Origin of the sequence: Pseudomonas sp. NFACC43 (assembly GCF_900119645.1) — a bacterium.
In the GTDB taxonomy this organism is placed as follows: Bacteria; Pseudomonadota; Gammaproteobacteria; order Pseudomonadales; family Pseudomonadaceae; genus Aquipseudomonas.
The window spans coordinates 20,245-37,678 of record NZ_FPKK01000023.1 but is presented as its reverse complement, the minus strand read 5'-3'; the positions used below and the strand labels follow the sequence as shown (position 1 = coordinate 37,678).

Annotated in this window: 16 protein-coding genes; 6 read left to right on the top strand and 10 right to left on the bottom strand. The window is 60.8% G+C overall.

Annotation, left to right across the window (positions count from 1 at the left end; translation table 11 throughout):
* Positions 1 to 35: 35 nt before the first annotated feature.
* Together ctaD and coxB are read right to left on the bottom strand one after the other, a co-directional pair.
* Complete coding sequence (gene ctaD, locus BT179_RS25470) at positions 36 to 1,628, bottom strand: cytochrome c oxidase subunit I (protein ID WP_072398072.1); 1,593 nt, start codon at positions 1,626 to 1,628, stop codon at positions 36 to 38.
* An 82-nt stretch (positions 1,629 to 1,710) separates the two neighbouring features.
* Positions 1,711 to 2,838, bottom strand: a complete 1,128-nt coding sequence (coxB, locus tag BT179_RS25465; RefSeq protein WP_072398070.1) for a cytochrome c oxidase subunit II — start codon at positions 2,836 to 2,838, stop codon at positions 1,711 to 1,713.
* A gap of 373 nt (positions 2,839 to 3,211) precedes the next feature.
* On the opposite strand from coxB, the gene BT179_RS25460 reads away from it, so the two are divergent.
* Complete coding sequence (locus BT179_RS25460) at positions 3,212 to 3,862, top strand: hypothetical protein (RefSeq protein WP_072398068.1); 651 nt, start codon at positions 3,212 to 3,214, stop codon at positions 3,860 to 3,862.
* A gap of 126 nt (positions 3,863 to 3,988) precedes the next feature.
* On the opposite strand, the gene BT179_RS25455 is transcribed toward BT179_RS25460, so the two are convergent.
* The 3 genes from BT179_RS25455 to BT179_RS25445 form a co-directional block, all read right to left on the bottom strand.
* Positions 3,989 to 5,518 (bottom strand): SulP family inorganic anion transporter, encoded by a 1,530-nt coding sequence (locus BT179_RS25455; RefSeq protein ID WP_072432241.1) that lies wholly within the window; start codon positions 5,516 to 5,518, stop codon positions 3,989 to 3,991.
* 92 nt (positions 5,519 to 5,610) lie between these two features.
* Positions 5,611 to 6,342 carry a carbonic anhydrase gene (locus tag BT179_RS25450; RefSeq protein ID WP_072398060.1) on the bottom strand — a complete coding sequence of 244 codons (732 nt, stop codon included), beginning with the start codon at positions 6,340 to 6,342 and terminating at the stop codon, positions 5,611 to 5,613.
* A 212-nt stretch (positions 6,343 to 6,554) separates the two neighbouring features.
* A complete protein-coding gene (locus BT179_RS25445) occupies positions 6,555 to 7,613 on the bottom strand; it encodes a PA0069 family radical SAM protein (RefSeq protein WP_072398059.1) in 1,059 nt (352 codons plus the stop codon).
* Positions 7,614 to 7,807: 194 nt separating this feature from the next.
* Between BT179_RS25445 and BT179_RS25440 the strand changes: the two genes are divergently transcribed.
* Complete coding sequence (locus BT179_RS25440) at positions 7,808 to 8,482, top strand: phosphatase domain-containing protein (protein ID WP_072398058.1); 675 nt, start codon at positions 7,808 to 7,810, stop codon at positions 8,480 to 8,482.
* On the opposite strand, the gene BT179_RS25435 is transcribed toward BT179_RS25440, so the two are convergent.
* From BT179_RS25435 to prlC, 3 genes are all read right to left on the bottom strand, one after another.
* Positions 8,463 to 10,484 carry a M3 family metallopeptidase gene (locus BT179_RS25435; protein ID WP_072432240.1) on the bottom strand — a complete coding sequence of 674 codons (2,022 nt, stop codon included), beginning with the start codon at positions 10,482 to 10,484 and terminating at the stop codon, positions 8,463 to 8,465. The genes BT179_RS25440 and BT179_RS25435 overlap by 20 nt on opposite strands.
* A 112-nt stretch (positions 10,485 to 10,596) precedes the next feature.
* Positions 10,597 to 10,875 carry a YheV family putative zinc ribbon protein gene (locus BT179_RS25430; protein WP_024778466.1) on the bottom strand — a complete coding sequence of 93 codons (279 nt, stop codon included), beginning with the start codon at positions 10,873 to 10,875 and terminating at the stop codon, positions 10,597 to 10,599.
* The gene (gene prlC / locus BT179_RS25425; protein WP_177305137.1) at positions 10,872 to 12,950 is read right to left on the bottom strand and encodes an oligopeptidase A; all 2,079 of its coding nucleotides are present in this window, start codon (positions 12,948 to 12,950) and stop codon (positions 10,872 to 10,874) included. The genes BT179_RS25430 and prlC overlap by 4 nt, the downstream gene beginning before the upstream one ends.
* 62 nt (positions 12,951 to 13,012) lie before the next feature.
* Here prlC and BT179_RS25420 point away from each other — a divergent pair, with 62 nt between their 5' ends.
* Together BT179_RS25420 and BT179_RS25415 are read left to right on the top strand one after the other, a co-directional pair.
* Positions 13,013 to 13,558 (top strand): gamma carbonic anhydrase family protein, encoded by a 546-nt coding sequence (locus BT179_RS25420; protein ID WP_072398056.1) that lies wholly within the window; start codon positions 13,013 to 13,015, stop codon positions 13,556 to 13,558.
* 72 nt (positions 13,559 to 13,630) lie between these two features.
* Positions 13,631 to 14,281, top strand: a complete 651-nt coding sequence (locus BT179_RS25415) for an HAD family hydrolase (protein WP_072398055.1) — start codon at positions 13,631 to 13,633, stop codon at positions 14,279 to 14,281.
* A gap of 99 nt (positions 14,282 to 14,380) precedes the next feature.
* Here the strand turns inward: BT179_RS25415 and BT179_RS25410 are convergent, their stop codons facing one another.
* Entirely contained in the window at positions 14,381 to 14,992 is a 612-nt protein-coding gene (locus BT179_RS25410; RefSeq protein ID WP_072398047.1) for a TetR/AcrR family transcriptional regulator, read from the bottom strand.
* 134 nt (positions 14,993 to 15,126) lie between these two features.
* Here BT179_RS25410 and BT179_RS25405 point away from each other — a divergent pair, with 134 nt between their 5' ends.
* Entirely contained in the window at positions 15,127 to 15,567 is a 441-nt protein-coding gene (locus BT179_RS25405; RefSeq protein ID WP_072398046.1) for a hotdog fold domain-containing protein, read from the top strand.
* 237 nt (positions 15,568 to 15,804) lie between these two features.
* Positions 15,805 to 16,170: a hypothetical protein gene (locus tag BT179_RS26650; protein ID WP_072398045.1), complete on the top strand. Its 366-nt coding sequence runs from the start codon at positions 15,805 to 15,807 to the stop codon at positions 16,168 to 16,170.
* A 116-nt stretch (positions 16,171 to 16,286) separates the two neighbouring features.
* On the opposite strand, the gene BT179_RS25400 is transcribed toward BT179_RS26650, so the two are convergent.
* Positions 16,287 to 17,381, bottom strand: a complete 1,095-nt coding sequence (locus BT179_RS25400; protein ID WP_072432239.1) for an aminopeptidase — start codon at positions 17,379 to 17,381, stop codon at positions 16,287 to 16,289.
* Positions 17,382 to 17,434: the final 53 nt, after the last annotated feature.

Below are 17,434 nucleotides of genomic sequence, written 5' to 3'. Positions count from 1 at the left end.
GCAAGCTCGCTCCCGCAGGGGTTGCATGAGTCATCTCATTTCACTTCCGGCGGCGTGGTAAAGGTGTGATACGGCGCCGGCGACGGTACGCTCCATTCCAGTCCTTCGGCGCCATCCCACGGCTTGGCCGGTGCCGGCTCGCCGCCACGGATGGTCTTGATCACGATGAACAGGAAGAAGATCTGCGTGGTGCCGAACATGAACGCGCCGATGGACGAGACCATGTTGAAGTCGGCGAACTGCAGGTTGTAGTCGGGAATCCGCCGTGGCATGCCCGCCAGCCCCACGAAGTGCATCGGGAAGAAGGCCAGGTTCATGCCCACGAAGGACAGCCAGAAGTGCAGCTTGCCGAGGGTTTCGTCGTACATGTGGCCGGTCCATTTCGGCAGCCAGTAGTAGGCCGAGGCGAAGATGCCGAAGATCGCACCGGGCACCAGCACGTAGTGGAAGTGGGCGACCACGAAGTAGGTGTCCTGGTACTGGAAGTCCGCCGGTGCGATGGCCAGCATCAGCCCGGAGAAACCACCGATGGAAAACAGGATCACGAACGCCACGGCAAAGAGCATCGGCGTCTCGAAGGTCAGCGAGCCTTGCCACATGGTGCTGGCCCAGTTGAACACCTTTACCCCGGTGGGCACGGCGATCAGCAGGGTGGCGTACATGAAGAACAGCTCGCCCACCAGCGGAATGCCCACCACGAACATGTGGTGCGCCCAGACGATGAACGACAGGAACGCAATGGCCGCCGTGGCGTAGACCATCGAGGTGTAGCCGAACAGCGGCTTGCGGGCGAAGGCCGGGATGATCGAGCTGACGGCACCGAAGGCCGGCAGGATCATGATGTACACCTCGGGGTGGCCGAAGAACCAGAACACATGCTGGAACAGCACCGGATCACCGCCGCCGGCGGCACTGAAGAAGCTGGTGCCGAAGTGGATGTCCATCAGCATCATGGTCACGCAGCCGGCCAGCACCGGCATCACCGCGATCAGCAGGAACGCGGTGATCAGCCAGGTCCAGACGAACAGTGGCATCTTCATCAGGGTCATGCCGGGGGCGCGCAGGTTGAGGATGGTGGCGATCACGTTGATCGCGCCCATGATCGAGCTGATCCCCATCAGGTGGATGGCGAAGATGAAGAACGTCACGCTTTCCGGTGCGTAGGTGGTGGACAGCGGCGCATAGAAGGTCCAGCCGAAGTTCGGCCCGCCCCCGGGGGTGAACAGGGTCGACACCAGCATCAGGAACGCCGCCGGCAGCAGCCAGAAGCTGAAGTTATTCATGCGCGGCAGGGCCATGTCCGGCGCGCCGATCATCAGCGGGATCATCCAGTTGGCGAGGCCGACGAAGGCCGGCATCACCGCGCCGAAGACCATCACCAGGCCATGCATGGTGGTCATCTGGTTGAAGAATTCCGGCTGCACGATCTGCAGGCCGGGCTGGAACAGCTCGGCGCGGATCACCATGGCGAACGAGCCGCCCAGCAGGAACATGGAGAATGCGAACCACAGGTACAGCGTGCCGATATCCTTGTGGTTGGTGGTCAGTACCCAGCGCATCAGGCCCTTGGCGGGGCCGTGGGCGTGGTCGGCGCCGGCATGACCGTGGTCATCGATCACAGCACTCATGTCCTGTCTCCTTCGAACGAATGGGCTGGACGGCGCGGGGCAACGAGCCCCGCCCGGTTGCGGGAACACACGTCAGGCCGGCTCATTGGCTTTGCGCCTGTTTGAGTTCCAGCACTTCTTTGGGCGTCACCATGTCGCCCTTGTTGTTGCCCCAGGCGTTGCGTTCATAGGTCACGACCGCGGCGATATCGACTTCCGACAACTGTTTGCCGAACGCGGCCATGGAGGTGCCGGGTTTGCCGTGGAAGACAATGTTCAGGTGATCCTTGATCGGCCCGGTGGCGATCTTCGACCCCTTGAGCGCCGGGAACATCGGCGGCAATCCCTGGCCTTCAGCCTGGTGACAGGCCACGCAGGTGGTGTGGTAGACCTTGTCGCCACGTTCCTTGAGTTCTTCGAGGGTCCATTCCTTGCTGGTCAGCTCCTTGAGCTGCGCGGCTTCGGCCTTGCGTTCGCCCAGCCATTTTTCATAGTCGGGCTTGCTCTTGACCTCCACCACGATGGGCATGAAGCCGTGGTCCTTGCCGCACAGCTCGGCGCATTGGCCACGGTACAGGCCGGGCTTGTCGACGCGGGTCCAGGCTTCGTTGACGAAGCCGGGGATCGCATCGCGCTTGACCGCGAAGGCCGGCACCCACCAGGAGTGGATCACGTCGGCGGAGGTCACCAAAAAGCGCACCTTGGCATCGACCGGCAGCACCAGCGGCTTGTCGACCTCCAGCAGGTAGTGTTCGCCCTTGGCGCTCTGGTTATGGATCTGTTCGGTGGGGGTGGCCAGGTTGCTGAAGAACTCCACGTCCTGGCCCAGGTACTTGTAGTGCCATTTCCACTGATACCCGGTGATCTGGATGTCGATCTCCGATTCGCTGGAGTCGTACATCTTGATCAGCGTGGCGGTGGCGGGAACCGCCATGGCCACCAGGATCAGGAACGGCACGATGGTCCAGAGGATTTCGACGCGGGTGTTTTCGTGGAAGTGGGCCGCATTCTGGCCCGTCGAGCGGCGGTGCATCATCATCGACCAGAACATGGCCCCGAAGACGATGATGCCGATCACTACACAGATCCAGAAGATGGTCATGTGCAGGTCGAATACTGCATTGCTGATCTGTGTCGCTCCAGGCGCCATATTCACAGTCCAGGCCGCTTGTGCCTGGCTGAAAATCGAACACAACAGGAGGCCCATCCATACATGTGGATGTCGCATCATTGCGGGTTCCCCTTATCGTTCTTGTTATCCCGTAGGCGTCACGCCTTCGGCAAGGGAGCGGCTACATCAGACTACGAACTCATTGCGCCGTTGCCTTGCTGCCTAACATCGGGTTCATCAGCTAACTCCATTCCAACCCGAGTATAGACAGCGACTGCAACCTCGCAACGCGATGGCGTAAATCGCTTGAAACAGACGGGACTTGCGCCCGAGCCCGCGAATGGAGAAGGATGCGAACCTGAGTGATGGCAAATCGATATAGCGCCGATGCATCAAGCAAGGGGTATTTATGACAAATGGGTCTTAGGAGTGTTTTTACGCCAGCTAAGTTATGTCTTCCCTATTTCATTGCCTTTGTTTTCCTGGAGTTGTCATGAACACCGCCGCATTGCGCGAGCAGATCCAAAAAGCCCAACAACATGAAGCCGAGACCGGCCAGTTGACCCGTCAATTGACGGAGCAACTGCCGAACCTGCACCGTGCCATTCAATTGCCGGACGCGAACGCCAACGACGTCCTGGCGCGTTTTGTCGCCGCCTATATCGACGAAGTCCCCGACCTGCTGGACGCCGCCAACGAGGTCGCCAGGGAAGCGGGTATCGAGTCGCAGATCAAACCGGTACTGAAGATCGCCGAACAGTACTTCCTCCAGCCGCCGACCATCATGGCCGGGCACGTCGGGCTCGACAGCCTGCTGGACGAAGCCTACCTGGCGCACCGGTTTGTCGAAGAGGTCAACGACCTGTACATCAAGCATTTCGGCCAGCCACTGATCCCCTTGGACATGACGGTCGCCAATCTGATTGCTCACCAGCTGATCGGTGAGCAATTCGCCAACCAACTCGATGAAGTGGTGCATCACACGTTCGATGAGATGCTCAACGACGAGACGTTTGCACTGGAGTCGGTAGAGAGCTACCGCGAGAAGCTCAGCAGCCCGGAAACCGGCGCGGCCTGGAAGCGCTGGCCGTGCATGTCCCGGCGCCTGGGCGTGGGGCTGGAGTTGGACCAGCCGGCGGCTTGATCCATCAGGGCAACTTAAATCTTTGTGGGAACGAGCCTGCTCGCGATGGCATTGGACCAGCCACCTCGCAGCTGGCTGACACGTCGCTATCGCGAGCATGCTCGCTCCCACAGGATTTCCTGGGTGTCAGGCAGAAGCCGCGCCAACCCCCACGGTCGTGCGCAATCGCCCCTCCAGCCTGCGCTTGAGCCCGCGGGATTCGATCAGCAGCTTCGAACCCTTGCTGGCATTGGCCCGGCTCCATTCTTCGAGCAGTTCCAGGCAGGAGTGGTCGATGTAGCTCAGGTTGTTGAGCGGCACATGCACCGTCGCACCTTCTGGAATGGTGTTCAGCACCTGGGTCAGGGCTGGCACCTTGAGGAAGGTCGCCGCACCCACCAACCGCAGTTCCATCTCACCGTCCTGGGGCAAGTCGATCAGGCTGATTTTCAGGCGCGAGGCTTTCCAGGCCAGTTTCGCCAGGGTCAGGCCGAAACCGATCAGCACACCGGTCAGCAGGTCGGTGAAGATGATCGCCAACGCCGTCGCGGCGTAAACGAACATCGGCATCCGGCCGTAACGGCCCAGGCCGCGAAAGGCCTTGAGGTCCACCAGTTTGAAACCGGTGTACACCAGCACACCCGCCAGGCTCGCCACCGGAATGCTTTGCAGCACGCTGGATAGCAACAACACGAACAGCAGCAACCACAGGCCGTGGAAAATCGTCGACATCCGCGTGGTGGCGCCGGCCTGGACGTTGGCCGAGCTGCGAACGATCACGCCGGTCATCGGCAGGGCGCCGAGCAGGCCGCACAGCATGTTGCCGATACCTTGCGCCGACAGTTCGCGGTCGAAGTCGGCACGTTCACCGCTGTGCATGCGATCGACGGCGGCTGCTGACAGCAGGGTTTCGGCGCTGGCGATGAAGGCCACTGCGAATGCGGCGATCAGTACGGCGGGGTCGGCCAGGTTCAGCAGGTCCGCGGGGCGCAGCCAATCAATGGCTTCGGCCATGTTCGCCGGCACTTCCACACGCTTGACCTGCAAAGCCAGCAGCAGGCTGGCGGCGGTCGCCAGGCCGACACCCAGCAAAGCACCGGGAATGAAGCGCAGGCTGTGGGGACGCAGTTTTTCCCACAGCCACATCACTGCAATCGTCAAGAGCCCGAGCAATCCGGCCTGCCAGCCGAAGGACGGCAACGCCTGGGCCACCGCGCCAGGGAACGCGGCCAGGTTATCCAGGCCCGACGGCTTGGGTGCCGCATCGAGCATCACATGGACCTGGGACAGCACGATCAGCACGCCGATACCCGCCAGCATCCCGTACACCACCGCCGGCGCCGTTACGCGGAACCAGCACCCCAGGCGAAAGCGCCCGGCCAGCAATTGCAGAAAACCGGCCAGCAGCAGGATCGGCCCGAGCATGCCTACACCGTGTTGGCGCACCAGCTCGAAAACCAACACCGCCAGGCCCGCAGCCGGCCCGCTGACCTGCAGCTTGGAACCGGCGAGGAAACCCACCACCAGGCCACCGACGATACCGGTGATCAGCCCCTTGGCTGGCGGCAGGCCGGATGCAATGGCGATGCCCATGCACAACGGCAGCGCCACCAGAAACACAACCACGGAAGCCAATAGCTCCCGTGGCAGAACAGCTTTCAATTGAGCAGCACGCATGGCGACTCTCCCGCAGTTTTCTTCAGGCATGGCAAGGCCCGGCCGCTCGAAGAGCAGCAAGGCTTGAACCATGCAAGGATGTTTAGGAGTGGTTAGAAGCGCGCTTTGGGCGTCGCCACCGGAATCGGATGGCTGCCATCAAGCGGCAGGAAACATCCCTTGTCCGCATCGAAGGCTTTGATCTCGCTGGTCTCGATGTTGTACACCCAGCCGTGGATGAACAACTGGCCGCTGGCCATGCGAGAAGCCACCGAAGGATGCGTTCGCAGGTGCTGCAGCTGCGCGATCACGTTCTCTTCGGTGAGCACGGGCATGGTCTGTTTTTCGTCGCCGCACGGGCAATTGTCGTGGACCATGGTCTTGGCCACTTCGGCGTGGCGCAGCCAGGCCTTGACGGTGGGCATCTTTTCCAGGGTATCGGGGTTGAGTACCGCGCGCATGGCGCCGCAATCGGAATGGCCACAGACGATGATGTGCTGCACCCCGAGGGCCAGCACGGCGTATTCGATGGCGGTGGAGACGCCGCCGTTCATCTGTCCGTAAGGTGGAACGACGTTGCCGACGTTTCGGGTCACGAACAGATCGCCTGGAGAACTATGGGTGATCAACTCGGGCACGATGCGCGAGTCGGCGCAGGTGATGAACATCGCCCTAGGTTTCTGGGCGGTGGCGAGTTTCTTGAAGAGCTCTTCCTGCTGCGGAAAGATCTCGTGATGGAAATGCAAAAAGCCGTCAACAATATGCTGCAGCGCTGCATCGGCGGTTTCCGCCTCGGGTTGGGCTGAAGCCGACGCAGCCAACGGCTGTTTATCCTTGTCACTCATGATTCATCCTCTTTGACGGGGGCCTGTGTGGCCACTAGTGGCTGTTTAAAAAACGTCCAGGTCGAATTGCCCGACCTGTCAGTCACTCGATGGACAAGGTAGCGACCGAAACTTAACTCAAACTGAATCGATGGCTCTAGAACAAGGATTACAGGCATGACCTAAAGTGCAGGTGCGATCATCCTCAGCCCATGTCACAAGGTCAACTTTAATCAAATCAACGACATCTGTCGGCCCGGCGGACAAAAGGCGTCGCAATCGAGATCGTAACCCCCTCGTCGCTCCAGGCCCAGGCGCTTGAGCGCCTTGGCGAACCGTTGGGCCAGCAGGTCGGCGAACGGTCCTTCACCGCGCATTCTCGTCCCGAACCGGCTGTCGTAGAGCTCGCCGCCGCGGCTCTGGCGCACCAGGCTCAAGACATGGGCGGCGCGTTGCGGATAGTGGGCCTGCAACCAGTCTTCGAACAGCGGTGCGACCTCCAGCGGCAAGCGCAACATGATATAGGACGCGCTTTGCGCGCCGGCGGCATGGGCCTCGGCCAGCAGGCTTTCGATTTCGCTGTCATTGATCATCGGAATCATCGGCGAACACAACACGCCCACCGCGATACCGGCCTCGCGCATGACCCTGATTGCTCGCAGCCGAGCCTTGGGCGCCGCCGCGCGCGGTTCGAGAATGCGCTTGAGCTCATCGTCCAGGGTGGTCAGGCTGATCATGACCCTGACCAGGCGCTGTCGGGCCAGCTCGCTCAGCAGGTCCAGGTCGCGCAGGATCAGCGACCCCTTGGTGACGATCGTCACCGGGTGACGGTAGCGCAGCAACACCTCGAGGATCTGTCGGGTGATGCGCTGTTCGCGCTCGATCGGCTGGTAAGGATCGGTGTTGGAGCCCAGGGCGATGGGCGCGCATTGATAACCGCGCCTGGACAATTGCTCTTCCAGCACATCGGCGGCGTTGGTCTTGGCGATCAGTTTTGTCTCGAAGTCGAGCCCGGGCGACATGTCCCAGTAGGCATGGCTGGGCCGTGCATAACAGTAGATGCAGCCGTGCTCACAACCCCGGTAGGGGTTGATGGAGCGGTCGAAACCGATGTCCGGTGAGGTGTTGCGGGTAATGATGGTCTTCGCCATTTCGATGCGCACTTCAGTGCCTTGGGTCGGCGGTACTTCCTGATACCAGCCATCGTCCTCGGCCACCGAGCGACTCGGCGCGAAGCGGTTGTGCGGGTTGGCGGCGGTGCCACGACCGCGGGGTGGAAGAGAGGCTGACATGGGGATACTCCGCTAAGCTGTATGTACATACAGTATTCGCTGGAATTCATTTAGACCAGTGCCATTGAGCAGCCCGGCCGAGTCGAGACCCGATCGGGTATCCGTTGACACGGCTTTGACGTCTGGCCGACAGGTTTTTAACCGGCCGGGGCCGAAACTGGACGCCTCGAATCCTCCAGGTCCGGTCGCCCTACATGTTCAAGCTCCATTCATTGTTCTGCCTGGCGTTGCTTATCGCGTTGGCCGAGCCCGCTGCCCAGGCGGCTGACTCCGTTGAGACGCGGCCTGCCGAATGGGCTCGATCGGTGGCGAGGCGCTACGACCTGTATCAGATGTCGCCAACCCTCTACCGCAGCGCCTTGCCGGATGGCTCTGCGGTGCCGTTATTGACGAAGCTCGGGGTCGGCACGGTCATCACGTTCCTGCCCGACTCGGATGCCGATTGGTTATCCACGCCCGGTATAGACCGTGTGCAACTGCCTTACCGCACCAATCATGTCGATGACAGCGACATACTCAGCGCCTTGCGGGCCATCCAGGCGGGTGAAGCCAAGGGGGCCGTGCTGATGCATTGCAAGCACGGCTCCGACCGCACCGGGCTGGTGGCTGCCATGTACCGGGTGGTGGTGCAGGGCTGGAGCAAGGAGGATGCCTTGAACGAAATGACCGAAGGTGGCTTTGGTGACAGTCATCATTTCAAGGACGGGATTCGTTATGTCATGCACGCAGACGTCAAGAAGCTCCGCGCCGCGTTGGCGAACGGTGACTGCAGTACCAGCGTCTTCGCCCTTTGCTCCCTCAAGAGCTGGGTCAACTCGACTACGACGGCCCAACCCCTGGCCCCGCATCTCACGCTGCCGGGGCAATGATCGCCTCCGATCCGGTAAATACTCTGACGGATTCTGACAGCGGCCGTGAATCGCCGGGGCCGAAGACCGTTTCACGCAGCTCCCGGCCAGTCGTGCCGTTGAACAGTCCGTCGCGCTTGAACCTCTGGAACGTTTTCAGGGCCAGTTCCTTCGACCAGACATAGGCATAGATCCGGGCTGCGTAGCCGGTCACCATGTAATCCAGGGCGTTGGGCCAACGTTCTTGGCCAGTGGTGGGCAGATGCCCCACCTGTGCACTGATCTGGTCGAACACTTGCTGGACGGTCCGCCCGTCGCCGTGGCTTCGGTGCAGCTCGATATCGAACAACGCATTACGCAAGAGCGCGGCGGTTTCCCAGCTGGCCTGGGTGTCGACGAAGGCCAGTATCCGGTCGGCGACTTCCTCGGGCAGCGGTTTTCCGGACGGGTGATGGCTCGACAAGCGGACCAGGCCCTCGCGGGTGAAGCACCACTGCTCGAACAACATGCCGGCGAACTCGCAGGTATCGCGAGAGAGTTCCGTGATGCCCGAAATGTCGCGATATTCTGCCCGTGTCAGCAGGTGGTGCAGGCAATGGCCGAACTCATGGCACAGGATGCGCAGCTGCATATGGTTGAGCAACACCGGCTTGTCGTCGGCAGGGCGCGGCAACCAGCCATGCAGGACCGCGATCGGGTGCCGGGGGCGTCCCTCCGCGGTGATGCGGCGATTGCGCAGTGTGGTGGTGTTGGGATAACCGTCCCGGCCGGGCTCTTCGAAAGGGTCGAAATAGAGATGGCCGATGGTTTCTCCCCATTCCCTGGCTTCGAAAAGGCGAACGTCCGAATGCCAGGTCGGCACATCCCGGCGCTCGATGAACTCCACGCCGAACAGGTCCTTGGCGATCAGCAGCAATTGTGAAAACGTAGATTGCATCGGGAACCAGGCGCTCAGGGCCTGCCTTGAAAGGCCCGTCGTATGCTCGCGGAGTTTTTCCGCCAGGTAGGGGTAATCCCATGGGTGGAGCTCGCTGAAACCTTGCCGGGCGGCGAATGCCTCGAGCTGTTGGGTATCTCCTCTGAACGCGTCCTGGTGCCGTTGGAGCTGCTCGTGCAGGAAGGCCATGACCTGCGCCGTGGACTCGGCTTGTTCCGGCTCGATAGCCATCTGGGCAAAGTCCGTGTAGCCCAGCAAGCTGGCATAGCGACGGCGGTCCTGCAGCAGTTGCCAGAGGACGGGGCCGTTGTCGAACTGACTGGCGTGGGGCCCTCGATCTGATGCGCGTGTGCTGTAGGCGAGGTAGATCTGTTCGCGCAGAAGGCGACTGTCGGCATAGGTTGTGACGATGCCGAACGACTCATCATCGAGCGTCAGCAACCAACCCGGGCGCCCGGCTTCCCGTGCCTGGTTCGCCATTCGCTGCCTGAAACCCTGTGGCAGGCCGCTCAACTGAGCCTCATCGACAAGTGATGTGTTCCAGGCCTTGTTGGCCTGGTGCAAGTGATCGAGAAACAGATTCCGAGCCGTCTGCATTCGCTTTTCCAAGGCGTTCAAGTCTGCCTGGACAGCGTCCGGCAAGCCGTTCAGGCCTTGCTGGCGAAAACGCTGCAGGATCTTTTCCAGGGCTCGCTTTCGCGCGGGTTCGAAGTGCCTGGCGATCTGGCTGTCCGCCAATTGTCGGTAGAGGCGCAACAGATCGGGATTCCTCGCCAGTGATTGCTGGAAGTCGTGTAGCCGCTCCCGGCAGTCCAGTGAGGCCTGGGTCCAGGCGTCTTCCGTTCGGGTGGAGGCCAGGGTATCGAGGACGTAGTCGAAGGTTTTCAGGCGCGCATGGATTTCGTCCATGGCCAACACCAGGTCATCCCAGGTGGGAAACGGCGTTTGGGTCTTGATGATCGCGGCCACTTGGGCACGACTTTGCGCAAGGATCCGCTCGAGGGCCGGCAGGAAATGTTCGGCCTGGATCTGCTCAAAGGGCGGCAGGTCATGGGCCTGCAACAGCGGATTGTCATCGTCGCGCATGGGGAACCTTTCTGTCTGGACTGGAGGGACAGTCTGGGCAGGAAGGCGCGCGGGTTGGCGGTATATATGTATCGCCTGCGACCCGGACGGCCCGCAGGTGATACATGACGTTTCAGTCGGTCTTTTTCTTCAACTTGGGATTGGGGAAGAACTGCACCGCCTGGACCTTCGCATCGGGCACCTTGAGCGCCGATGTATTGACCCGGGTACCCAGTTCCTTGGGCACCGACAGGCCTTGTTCGTTGAGCGTATCGGAATAACCGCAAGCCACGCATTCGCGATGCGGTACACCGTCTTCGTTCCACATCATCAGCTTGTCCGGCTCGCTGCACGCCGGGCAGACCGCCCCGGCGATAAAGCGTTTCTTCGTGATCACAGGCCCCTCGCTCATGCTGCCGCGTCCTCGCTCAGGCCGCTATGGCGCAAGAGTGCGTCAATCGATGGCTCGCGGCCACGGAAGTCGACGAACAGCACCATCGGTTCCCGGGAACCGCCGCGGGCCAGAATCGCCTCACGGAAGGCGCGGCCCGTGTCGGGGTTGAGCACGCCGTCCTCTTCGAACTTGGAGAACGCGTCGGCCGACAGGACTTCCGCCCATTTGTAGCTGTAGTAACCCGCCGCGTAACCGCCGGCGAAAATATGGGCGAAGCTGTTGGGGAAGCGGTTGTAGGCCGGCGGACGCATCACCGACACCTCGTCGCGCACACCTTCGAGCACCTGCAGGACGTTGCGGCCATCGCCATGGGTGGCGTGCAGTTCGAAGTCGAACAGCGAGAACTCCAACTGACGGACCATCATCAGGCCCGACTGGAAGTTCTTCGCCGCGAGCATTTTTTCCAGCAGGTCCTGAGGCAGCGGCTCGCCGGTTTCGTAGTGGCCGGAAATCAGTGCCAGGCCTTCTGGTTCCCAGCACCAGTTTTCCATGAACTGGCTCGGCAGCTCCACCGCGTCCCAGGCCACGCCGTTGATGCCGGACACACCGGCGTGTTCGACGCGGGTCAGCAGGTGGTGCAGGCCATGGCCGAACTCATGGAACAGCGTGGTGACTTCATCGTGGGTCAGCAGCGCCGGCTTGCCGCTGTCGGCCGGGGTGAAATTGCACACCAGGTTGGCGACCGGGCTCTGCAGCACGCCATCGATCGTGCGGCGACGGTCCCGGGCGCCGTCCATCCAGGCGCCGCCGCGCTTGTTGGCGCGGGCATAGAGATCGAAGAAGAAGCGGCCGACGTGCTGGCCGTTTTCCTTGATTTCGAACAGGCGCACGTCCGGATGCCAGCTGTCGAAGCCCTTCAGTTCGGCAATCTCGATGCCATAGAGGCGTTGCACGATGGCGAACAGGCCGCTCAGTACCTTGTCGATCGGGAAGTAGGCGCGCAGGGCTTCCTGGGCCACGCTGTAGCGTTGCTGGCGCAGTTTTTCACCATAGAAACCGCTGTCCCAGCTTTGCAGGTCGGGGCAGCCCTGCTCGGCGGCATAGGCCTTGAGCTGTTCCAGGTCCTGCGCGGCAAACGGCTTGCTGCGCTTGGCCAGGTCGCGCAGAAAGCCCAGGACCTGATCGCTGGACTCGGCCATCTTGGTCGCCAGGCTCAACTCCGCGAAATTGGCGAAGCCCAGCAGTTGGGCCAGTTCCTGGCGCAGGTCGAGGATCTGCTCCATCACCGGGCCGTTGTCGTGCTGGCCGGCGTTGGGGCCCTGGTCGGACGCCCGGGTGCAGTACGCGGCGTAGACCTCTTCGCGCAAGGCGCGGTCTTCGGCGTAGGTCATCACCGCGTAATAGCTGGGGAATTCCAGTGTGATCAGCCAGCCGTCCAGCTCCTTGGCCTGGGCTGCGGCGGCCATTTGCACCTTGGCCGAGTCGGTCAGGCCGGCGAGGGCGGCTTCCTCGGTGATGTGCTTGGTCCAGGCCTGGGTGGCATCCAGCAGTTGGTTGGAGAAACGGCTGCCCAGTTCGGACAGTTTGCTTTGTACTTCGGCGTAGCGCTTCTGCTGTTCGGGCGGCAGGTCGATGCCCGACAGGCGGAAGTCACGCAGGGAATGTTCCAGGATGGTTTTCTGTGCCACGTCGAAGCTGGCGGCTTCGGGGCTGTTGGCCAGCGCCTCGTAGGCCTGGAACAACTCGCGGTTCTGACCCAGTTCCGTGGAGTAGGCACTCAATGCCGGCAGGCAGGCCTCATAGGCCTCGCGCAGTTCCGGGCTGTTGCGAACGGCATTCAAATGGCTCACCGGGCTCCAGGCCGCGCCCAGGCGATCGTTGAGCTCGTCCATGGCCAGTACCAGGCCGGCCCAGGTAGGCTGGCTGCCCTGGGTCTTGAGAATTTCAGCGATGGCGGCACGGTTGTCAGCCAGGATCCGTTCGATGGCCGGTTGCACATGTTCGGCACGGATCGCCGAGAATGGCGGCAGGTCGTAGGGCTGCAAAAGAGGGTTGTTCACGCTCACGGTGGGCACCTTGGCTGGAAGAAACATGGCCCCATCTTAATTACAATCGCCCCTCACCGCAGCTATCAATACAGAAGAGAGAGCCTATCGTGACCCTCCGCACGTACCAGAATCACACCCCGCGGCTCGCCCGTGGCGCTTTTGTCGACAGCACCGCGGTGGTGATCGGCGACGTCGAAATCGGCGAAGACAGCTCCGTCTGGCCGCTGACGGTCATTCGCGGCGACATGCACCGCATCCGTATCGGTGCCCGCACCAGCGTCCAGGACGGCTGCGTGCTGCACATCACCCACGCCGGCCCCTTCAACCCCGATGGCTTCCCCTTGCTGGTGGGCGATGATGTGACCATCGCCCACAAAGTCATGCTCCATGGTTGCTCGGTGGGCAGCCGGGTGCTGATCGGCATGGGCAGCATCGTCATGGACGGTGCGGTTGTCGAAGACGACGTGATTATCGGCGCCGGCAGCCTCGTACCGCCGGGCAAACGCCTGGAAAGCGGCTTTCTGTACGTGGGCAGCCCGGTCAAGCAGGCCCGGCCACTCACGGACAAGGAGCGCGCCTTTTTCACCTACAGCGCAGCCAACTACGTAAAACTCAAGGATCTGCACCTGGCCGAAGGCTACGACCAGGCCTGAGTCGTTCGAACCTTCCATTGTGGCGAGGGCGCCTGCTCTCGCAAACATCGTGACGCTGCCCCAGGAATTGCCATGCATTACCAGACCGTACTCTTCGACCTCGACGGCACCCTCACCGACCCGCGCGAGGGCATTACCCGTTCGATCCAGTTCGCCCTGGGCAAACTGGGCATCGACGAGCCCGACCTCTCTCGCCTGGAACATTTCATCGGTCCACCGCTGCTGCAGGCATTCATGCAGTTCTATGACTTCGACGAAGCCAGGGCCTGGGAAGCGGTCAACTTCTACCGCGAGCGCTTCAAGGTCACCGGGCTGTACGAAAACCGGGTCTTCGACGGCGTGATGCCCTTACTGCAAACCCTGGGCGAGCAGGGCCGGCAGCTGTACATCGCCACCTCCAAACCCTGGGTCTTCGCCCGGGAAATCGCCCGGCACTTCGACTTTGCCCGGCATTTCAAGGTGATCTACGGCAGTGAGCTGGACGGCACCCGTACCAATAAAGTCGAGTTGATTGCTCACTTGATGGCTGAGGAAGGCCTGGATCCGGCCAATACCCTGATGATCGGTGACCGCAAGCACGATTTGATTGGTGCCCGCAGCAATGGGCTGGATGCGGCAGCGGTGGGGTATGGGTTTGGAAGCCATGAAGAGTTGAGCGCGCAAAACCCGGCGTTCCACTTCCAGACCTTGGAAGCGTTGCACCAGGCATTCATGCGCGGGTGACAGGCATGCTCCTCAGGTGCTCGTCCGTCACCGCGTGACACGGCCAGGCAACAACGGAAAGAAACCAGATTGCCGAGCAGGCGCAGGCAAGCCTGCAGATCAGATGATGGCTCTGCAGGCTGCTTCTGCCAGAAGATCCTTGTATTCACGAGGGCTCTTGCTGACCCTTCCGGAAAGCCAGGCCCGCGAATAGTTTTCTGCAGCACCGATGATGAGCGACGGCAAGAGCTCGGCGGGAATATGGCGGAAATACTCTTTACGACCTTCCACATTTATCCATTCCAGTAGCTGCTTATTGCGCTGTTTGTTACGCGAAAGCAATTGCTGCTGGAACGGGCCGCTTGAAACGGCAAAACGGCTCTGGAACACGAAGCGCGCCATGTCTGGATGCTCATCTACCCACTCGACGTAGCTGTGAACCAGGGCAACGACACCCTCTTGAGCGGTTTGTGCCTTTTGCAGATAGCTGTCGCGCAGGGCGCCTTGATCCTCCAGGGCTGTGAAAAACAGAGTGGCGACAATGCCCTCTTTATTACCGAAATGGTGATAGATCGCCCCCACGCTCGTTTCGCATTTCGCGCGGATCGTTTCGATATTTGTCGCTTCGATACCTGTCTCGTTAAAGCAGGCCAGTGCCTGGCGCAGAATGCTGCGCTTGAGCTCGCCTCGCCTGCCGGGGAAGGCGCGTTCGATCAGATCGTTTGAATGCATAAAGAAAATGCCGGGTTGCCAGAGGCGTAAAGGTACATCGATTGGCGAGGAAAGTGATGCTTGACAAGCCTGGAAAATGCGGAATATTGTTCCGTTACAGAATATTATTCTATAACTAACAAAAGGAAAATCCTATGAGCCAGGCTCTAAGCATGTTTAACAGCGTTGGTCCCGCTGCGTTCAGTCAGCTGGCGTGTCAGATGGCGCCCTACTTCAGCACTATCGCGCCCGAAATTTCCGAGCTGAGCCAGGGGCATGCGGTGGTGAATGTTCCCTTTCGCAAGGAAATCACCAACCACCTGGGCTCGGTACACGCCATCGCGCTGTGCAACGCCGCCGAATTGGCGGGCGGGATGATGACCGACGCCTCCATCCCTTCGGGCGCCAGATGGATTCCCAAGGGCATGACGGTGCAATACCTGGCGAAAGCTAAATCAGATGTTCGCGCCGTTGCGGATGGCAATGGCATCGATTGGGAGACAGCCGGAGACAAGATCGTTCCTGTGGATATCTTTGATGAAGGGAATGTGAAGGTGTTTACCGCGAAGATCACCATGAACGTGAAAACGGCATAGGACCGGCTACGACCTGGGTGTTGCCAAGCTCAGGTCTTTGCAATGTGCACCTGCACGCCAGCTACGTGCAGGTTTTCCATTTGGAGCTTCAGGGTTTCCAGACCCTGGAAAGATCGCGTTTTCCGCTAGAGGCCCTGTTAGTTCTTACAGGTGACGGCCGGTCAAACGGATTGTTTAATCGAGGCCATGATGCGCGTTGGCTTTGTGCACTTTCCAACCTGATCAAGGGAACCGGAAATGGACGTCAAAAGACACTGCTGGGTGGTCCTGCTCTTTGCGTCATACCTGCAACCTACCCATGCTGATACAACGGTTGCACCCGCCGGCCTACCCGAAGGCGAAACGCCTGCGGCTACTGTCCAGCCTCCGGATGTCACGAAGCCGGTGACGGCGCAGGTCTGGAACAGAAGCAAAGTACCCATTGAAGTCAGCCAGAAAGGCCGTTCACCGGTGTCCATTGAACCCACGCGCGGCTATGACAGCGTGAGTTATCCCCAGGCTCCTATCAGCATAAGGATTCCGGAAAACAGCCTTATCAAATACATCACCGTAACGGGCGAGCATGGCGCTTGCACTGTGCCCGTCTGCATTTATGTTCAATGAGCCGGGATGCTGGTTCGGCAATGACCGCATTTGGCGGGTCTGTTCTCGCCAGTCATCTGGTCTACAAAGGCTTGGCTATAAGCCCAAAGCATGACTGCCAACAACCGAATGCGAAGTCAGCTCGCTCGCGAAGTGGCCTGCTCCATCAGCGCCTCCAGTGCCGCTTTGCGTTCTTCAGCCCCAAGCCTGCCCAGCTTTTCGACCTCGGTATAAAACGCTAGCCAATCGCCGTCTACCTGCTTGAATAATGCCGCAAAAGCCGGCACCCATCGGCTATACAATCCGAACGGCAACAGTCGCGCGTTGTTCAGCGGCGCATAGACCCACGCGTCGAAGTATTTGTCACCCGCCCATTGGCTGTCGCGCAGGTGTTCATAGTGGGTGCGCAGGCGCTGGAACTCCTGGGCCTTGCGCTGGCGCATCTGCTCGGCCGGTAGAGGTTGGGTGTAGAGCTGTTCGAGCCGCTGACGTGTGTCGAGGACCAGTTGGATGAATTGATCGCGCTGACGCATTCGTTTACCGGTGTCCGGCGCCAGCCCGCGGCTCGCCCGCCATTGGCGAGTGCCTTCCTGTTCGACGAAGGTGGCGAAGGACTCGTTGAATTCCGTGTCGTCCTTTATGTAGAAGCGCTGGTGTGCCAATTCGTGAAAGATCAGCGTTGCCAGGCGCTCATCGCCCCAGTGCATCATCGAACTGAGGATCGGGTCGTCGAACCAGCCTAGCGTCGAATAGGCCTCTACACCGCCAATCGCCACGTCCATGCCCTTCAGGCGCTGCAGCGCGGCCTCGCCACGGGCGGCGCCCTGGCTGTAGTAACCGCGATACGCCACGCAACCGGCGATGGGGAAGCAGTGGGTTTGCGGTGCCAGGGAAAATTCAGGCGTGGCGAAGACATTCCAGACTACGAATGGCCGGCCAATGTCTGCATACAGGCGATAGCTTTGGTTCTCGGGCAGGTGCAGGTGCGAACTGGCGAACTCCCGGGCTGCCCGGGCCTGGACCAGATGCGCCCGTAGTTGGGGATCGCGCGCCGGGTCGGCGATGACCTGGTCGATAGGCTCGCGGGCCTGCAGCAGCCGCAGCTGTCCACCGACGAGCTGGCTGTAGTAACCGGCGCTGGAGCAACCGTTGAGTAACAAAAGCAGGAGGCCTGGAAACAAAATCCGGAAAACGCGGTCGAGTAACCGATGGCTTGAACGCGGCCTGATCAATTGGAATCACCTTGGGAAAAGTCTGACTAACAAGACTATCCCGCCTGCCCGGA